Annotated in this window: 5 protein-coding genes; 2 read left to right on the forward strand and 3 right to left on the reverse strand. The window is 39.9% G+C overall.

Annotation, left to right across the window (positions count from 1 at the left end; genetic code table 11):
* Window positions 1-106: 106 nt before the first annotated feature.
* Both F6K13_RS18750 and F6K13_RS18755 read right to left on the reverse strand, forming a co-directional pair.
* Window positions 107-349, reverse strand: coding sequence for a hypothetical protein (locus F6K13_RS18750; protein ID WP_287287981.1), 243 nt, complete (start codon window positions 347-349; stop codon window positions 107-109).
* Window positions 350-440: 91 nt separating this feature from the next.
* Complete coding sequence (locus F6K13_RS18755) at window positions 441-614, reverse strand: hypothetical protein (protein ID WP_287287983.1); 174 nt, start codon at window positions 612-614, stop codon at window positions 441-443.
* Window positions 615-1,064: 450 nt separating this feature from the next.
* Between F6K13_RS18755 and F6K13_RS18760 the strand changes: the two genes are divergently transcribed.
* Both F6K13_RS18760 and F6K13_RS18765 read left to right on the forward strand, forming a co-directional pair.
* Window positions 1,065-2,279 (forward strand): acyl-CoA dehydrogenase family protein, encoded by a 1,215-nt coding sequence (locus F6K13_RS18760; RefSeq protein WP_287287985.1) that lies wholly within the window; start codon window positions 1,065-1,067, stop codon window positions 2,277-2,279.
* Window positions 2,280-2,471: 192 nt separating this feature from the next.
* A complete protein-coding gene (locus F6K13_RS18765; protein WP_287287987.1) occupies window positions 2,472-3,755 on the forward strand; it encodes an MFS transporter in 1,284 nt (427 codons plus the stop codon).
* 300 nt (window positions 3,756-4,055) lie between these two features.
* Here the strand turns inward: F6K13_RS18765 and F6K13_RS18770 are convergent.
* Window positions 4,056-4,803, reverse strand: a 748-nt coding sequence (locus F6K13_RS18770) for a multicopper oxidase domain-containing protein (protein ID WP_287287989.1), incomplete at its 5' end; no start/stop codon positions are given.

Consider the following 4,803-nt stretch of genomic DNA (forward strand, 5'->3'; position numbering starts at 1 on the left):
TCCCGTAGGAGACCTCAGAATTACACACTAGGTTCTGACTTCTCCTACGGGGCACCTACTGTGCAGAAGTCATTCCGCACACAGCCCCTCCAGAATGTAAGACACACTAAAGACACTCAGAAGTTATTTTTGTAACGGGGATTTGAGCAAGGCTCCAAAAATATTTCGCCTTAAAAGGCGAGGTTGCGCTACCCATGTTATTTTGATAATAGGGATAATAATGTAGTGTGTGGCGATAATTTTCTGCTTCTAGTTCGCCAAAGCCAAAATAATAGTCTTCTTTTACAATTAATCCCAAAGCTTCGATACGTTTTGAGGATTTAAGGACAATACTATGAGTTAAAAACATCGGGTATGGCCAGGAAACTAAAACCTAGTTCCACCAACTGTTGCTTTTTGTATTTAGAGATCATTTCTTCAGCAGTTAATTCTTCTGTATTTCAAACATTAGTTGCCCATACAAATCGTCCGGCGCTTCGTTTTTCAATTTCTACTTTTTCTTCACAAATAGCTACTTTAGCCTCAACTTTATAGCTGAATGAATTATGAATTTCGGAGTTGTTAACTGTGGTTATTTTTAACTCTATCAGTTTGTGGTATTTAGATTTTTTCAAAAGGCGAGATACTGCTTTTGAGCGCATCAGCAGCACAAGCAAATTCTTGAGAGCTTAATTCACGGAGCTTTTTTTGAGATGCTAACTCATCTTTTTGAATTCTTTTCTCTAGTTTTTTTAAATCTGGGCGTCCATCCCTGGAATATCCGTAAGTAATTTTTATGGTTTGATGTTCTCCTGAATCTTTATACTCTCCATGAACATGATGGGTGGGATTATACTTACCAATATTATTAAAAAGGCCAATGGGTACAAAAAAAATCCTCTTTAGTCCACCCCAGAGTTGTTAGATTTGGGGTAGAGCAAAGTTTGACATACTCCTCGCTGTAAAGATTACCTGGTAATGGTTTTTTGTACCACCCACTGAATCTTTCTACCCTAATTTATTCCTGTGTGCAATAAAGCCGATAATATTAATAATAAACAAGAAAATTTTCTGCTAAATAAACTGTGCAAACTCATATTATCTACGATCGACAAACTGTCCTCAAGCGTTTAAGCCAGCTAACTCAGGAACAGTTTGCCTCCCGTGCAGCTCAGTATGACAAGACAGCAAGCTTCCCCACAGAAAACTTTGAGACTCTGTTTGACGCAGGTCTTCATGCTCCGGCTGTACCAATTAAGTATGGTGGTTTAGGCTTAGGTCACAGCAGCGATATCCTCACCCTCTGGATGATGACACGAGAATTAGCAAAGGTAGATTTGGCCTTCACTCGTTGCTGGGAAGGACATACTAATATACAAGTATTATTGGCTGCCAGTGCTAATGAAGCTCAAAAGCAACGTTGGTTTGAAGGAATTGTGCAACGAGGTGAAAAATGGGCTGGTTGGAGTGGCGAACCTCTCTCCAAAGTCCCTGGGCAAACTACTGGTATTGGTACAACAGTTAAAATTGTAGAGGGGGGCTATATTGTTGATGGTTCCAAGGTCTTTGCCACAGGAGCGGATGGACTAGAATGGGCTATCTTGTTTGTGAGTACAGCAGGAACAGGAGCTGTTCGTCATCACGATGGACCAGTGAATTCGGTGTTGATGTTAGCCTGTGATTTATCAGACCCAAGTGTAAGCTTTGACTCAACCTGGTGGAAACCAATTGGAATGCGGGGTAGTGTAAGTTATCGCGTACAATTCGACCGCACGTTTATTCCTGACGAAAATCTGATTGGCTATCCAGGGCAATACTTGCTGGAAGAGTGGCAAACTCGCTTTACTCCTCAGTATGGAGCTGCATTTTTGGGGGCAGCAGAAGGGGCTTATGCTTATGCCCTAGCTCATATTAAAAAGCAAGGGAGGGAACAGGATGCTTATGTGCAGCATCGAATTGCGAAATCAACCATGAATATTGAAACTATGGACTTGTGGCTGCGAAAAGTGGCTAGCCTGTGGGAAGCAGGTCAACACCAGGAGGCAAAACAAGCTGGTAACCGCTTTCGTTATTTGTCAGAAAAATTGGCCATGGAGACCTTGGAACACTGTACTCGGATGTGTGGCGCTCGTGGGATGATTCAACCTAGTCCTTTGGAGCGCATTTATCGCGATTTATCGTTCTATACCCTCCATGATAATTGCGATCGCGTTTTAGCCTCAATTGGTCAGGAAATACTGGGGCAAGAAAGCGATCGGGCGTTTTTTAATTCTTCGGGGAACAATCAGGGAAAGTCCTAGAAAGTTTTGTTGCACAAAAAATAACAATGAAGATAATACGGATATCAAATCCGGTAGCATCAGTCTTATTCAGTATTAAATATGAGAGTCTATATTGTAGGGGCGAATGGCCATTCGCCCCTATGTATTGTATGACGACCAAAGGAATGATATTACTCTGAAGCCAATGGATTTGATATTATATAAGACTAGATGAGAATATTTATTATCATTTGGATTGGACAATTTCTCTCTCTGGTAGGTTCTCGCTTAACTCAGTTTGCCTTCAATGTCTGGTTGTTTCAAGAAACTGGCTCAGTTACCCAGTTTGGTTTACTGGTTTTGTGTGGTAGCTTGCCTAGTCTACTTATTTCCCCAATAGCAGGAGGATTTGTAGACCGCTGGAGCCGTCGCTGGACAATGGTTATTGCTGATTTTTGTGCTGGTCTTTGCACTTTAAGTATAGCTTGGTTATTCATCACAGGAAACCTAGAAATTTGGCATTTGTACATCATTGAAGCTCTCAGTGCTTGCTTCAGTACCTTTCAGGCTAATGCTTATGCTGCTGCCACTACTCTGTTAGTACCAAAGGAAAACCTACCCCGTGCCAGTGGTTTAACCAGTTTGGGGCGGGGTGTATCTAAACTCATTGCACCAGTTTTGGCAGGTATATTGCTCCCTATTGTTCACATCCCAGGCATCATTGTCATTGACTTTGCTACTTTATTTTTTGCGATTGTTCCTTTGATGCTAGTTAAATTTCAGGAATTAAGCAATTTATATGAAGAGACATTAGACAAATCGTTTTTGAAAGAGGTTATCTATGGCTGGAATTGCCTCATTGCTAAACCAGGATTACTAGGGTTATTAATTTTCTTTGCTACTTATAATCTATTTATAGGATTATTTAATGTTCTTACTACTCCCCTAGTTTTATCTCTCACCTCCCCCACTGGTCTGGGGATTGTTTTATCCATTGGCAGTTCTGGAGTAGTATTAAGTAGCCTGATGATGAGTATATGGAAAGCTCAGAATTATTACATCCAAACTATATTTGGCTTTACCCTCATAGCAGGTTTTTTCATGATATTGGCGGGTTTACGCCCTTCTCTATCTCTATTCACTGTTTCTGACTTTTGTTTATTAGCTACATATCCTGTTGTTAATGGTTTAGTGCAGGTCATGTTTCAAAAGAAAGTACCTCCAGAAGCTCAGGGAAGGGTGTTTGGTTTGAAAGCTCCCATTGTTAGTGTGAGTTTAACCCTTGGTTATGCGATCGCCGGTCCTCTAGACGATTTTATTTTTGAACCTCTGATGACTCCTGATGGTCTTTTAGCTGGAAATATAGGAAAAATAATTGGAGTTGGCCAAGGTCGTGGAGTTGGTCTTCTAGACATTGTTATCGGTTTATTAGCAATTGTGGGAACAATTGCTGCTTATCAGTATCCTCGCCTCAGATTACTGGAAGAGGAATTGCCCGATGCTATTCCTGATTAATCTTTTGCTAGTTCTATAGTGAGAAAAGAGTAATATCAAATCCGGTAGTATCGGTATAAAAAAGCGCAGAAACAGGGTTTGTTTTAAATGCCCCCTACCTCCCACAAACCAGGTTTCTTATAATACTCCAAAGCAAACGGATTTGATATTAGACATCAGGAAAAAAGTAGAAACTTTCCTTGGAAAGTCTCTACTTAGACGTAATTTCTGAAGGTTTAAAGGTTAAAAATCAAATCAGGGAGTTCATCATAGACTACTCCAGAAATTAAATTTTTGTCCTTGTTTTACCTTGGCTTCAATCTAACTCTTAGATTTGTTTCTAAAAGATTCGATAACGGCTTTCAGTTGTTTCATTTGTGATTCGTTAAATCCTTTTGGATTTATCACTTTGATATTATTCATCATGCCAAGATCCTCATGTATTAGTATATGGCAGTGATAAACAAATACACCAGTAATAAAGGGATTCACGAAGGGAATACGGACTGTAGTTACACTGTGTTTAGGTAAGTTAATTACATCTCGATATCCCTGGGTTAACAGAGGACATTCTTGTCCGATAGTAGGATCATTCTCAGTTACCTCTTGGTTTTGACGATAAGGAAGGGGCACAGTTTGACAATGAGCTTTATCTACCTGGTAATTATTGTATGTGTCGGGAACATCATCCAAAGTACCAGGAAAGGTAAACTTAGTCACTACAAAATCGAGCTGGTGTATGTGGAAAACGTGGGCAAAATCATCTGTATTGACCAAATGCCACTCTTCTATATCTCCTACCCGAGAAATCTTATCGATCCGATTTCCATCAAATAGTTCTTTGATTTTGTTGTTATCAATTCGCTTGTTTGTATCTTCATCAAGATGTGCTTCTGCTTGTGTATTAAATCCTTTTAGGAAAAACTTACGAAAATTGTCGGTGAAATCGCTGCTGAAATAGAAGTAACGTTTCTTAGTAAGTGGCTCATCATACGCACCCGATGAAGTTATGCAATCTAGAGACAGCAGGGATTTTAACAAATCCTGATTCCCACTTACTATTTCTAGA

The organism is Okeania sp. SIO2B9, from assembly GCF_010672505.1.
Taxonomy (GTDB): Bacteria; Cyanobacteriota; Cyanobacteriia; order Cyanobacteriales; family Microcoleaceae; genus Okeania; species Okeania hirsuta.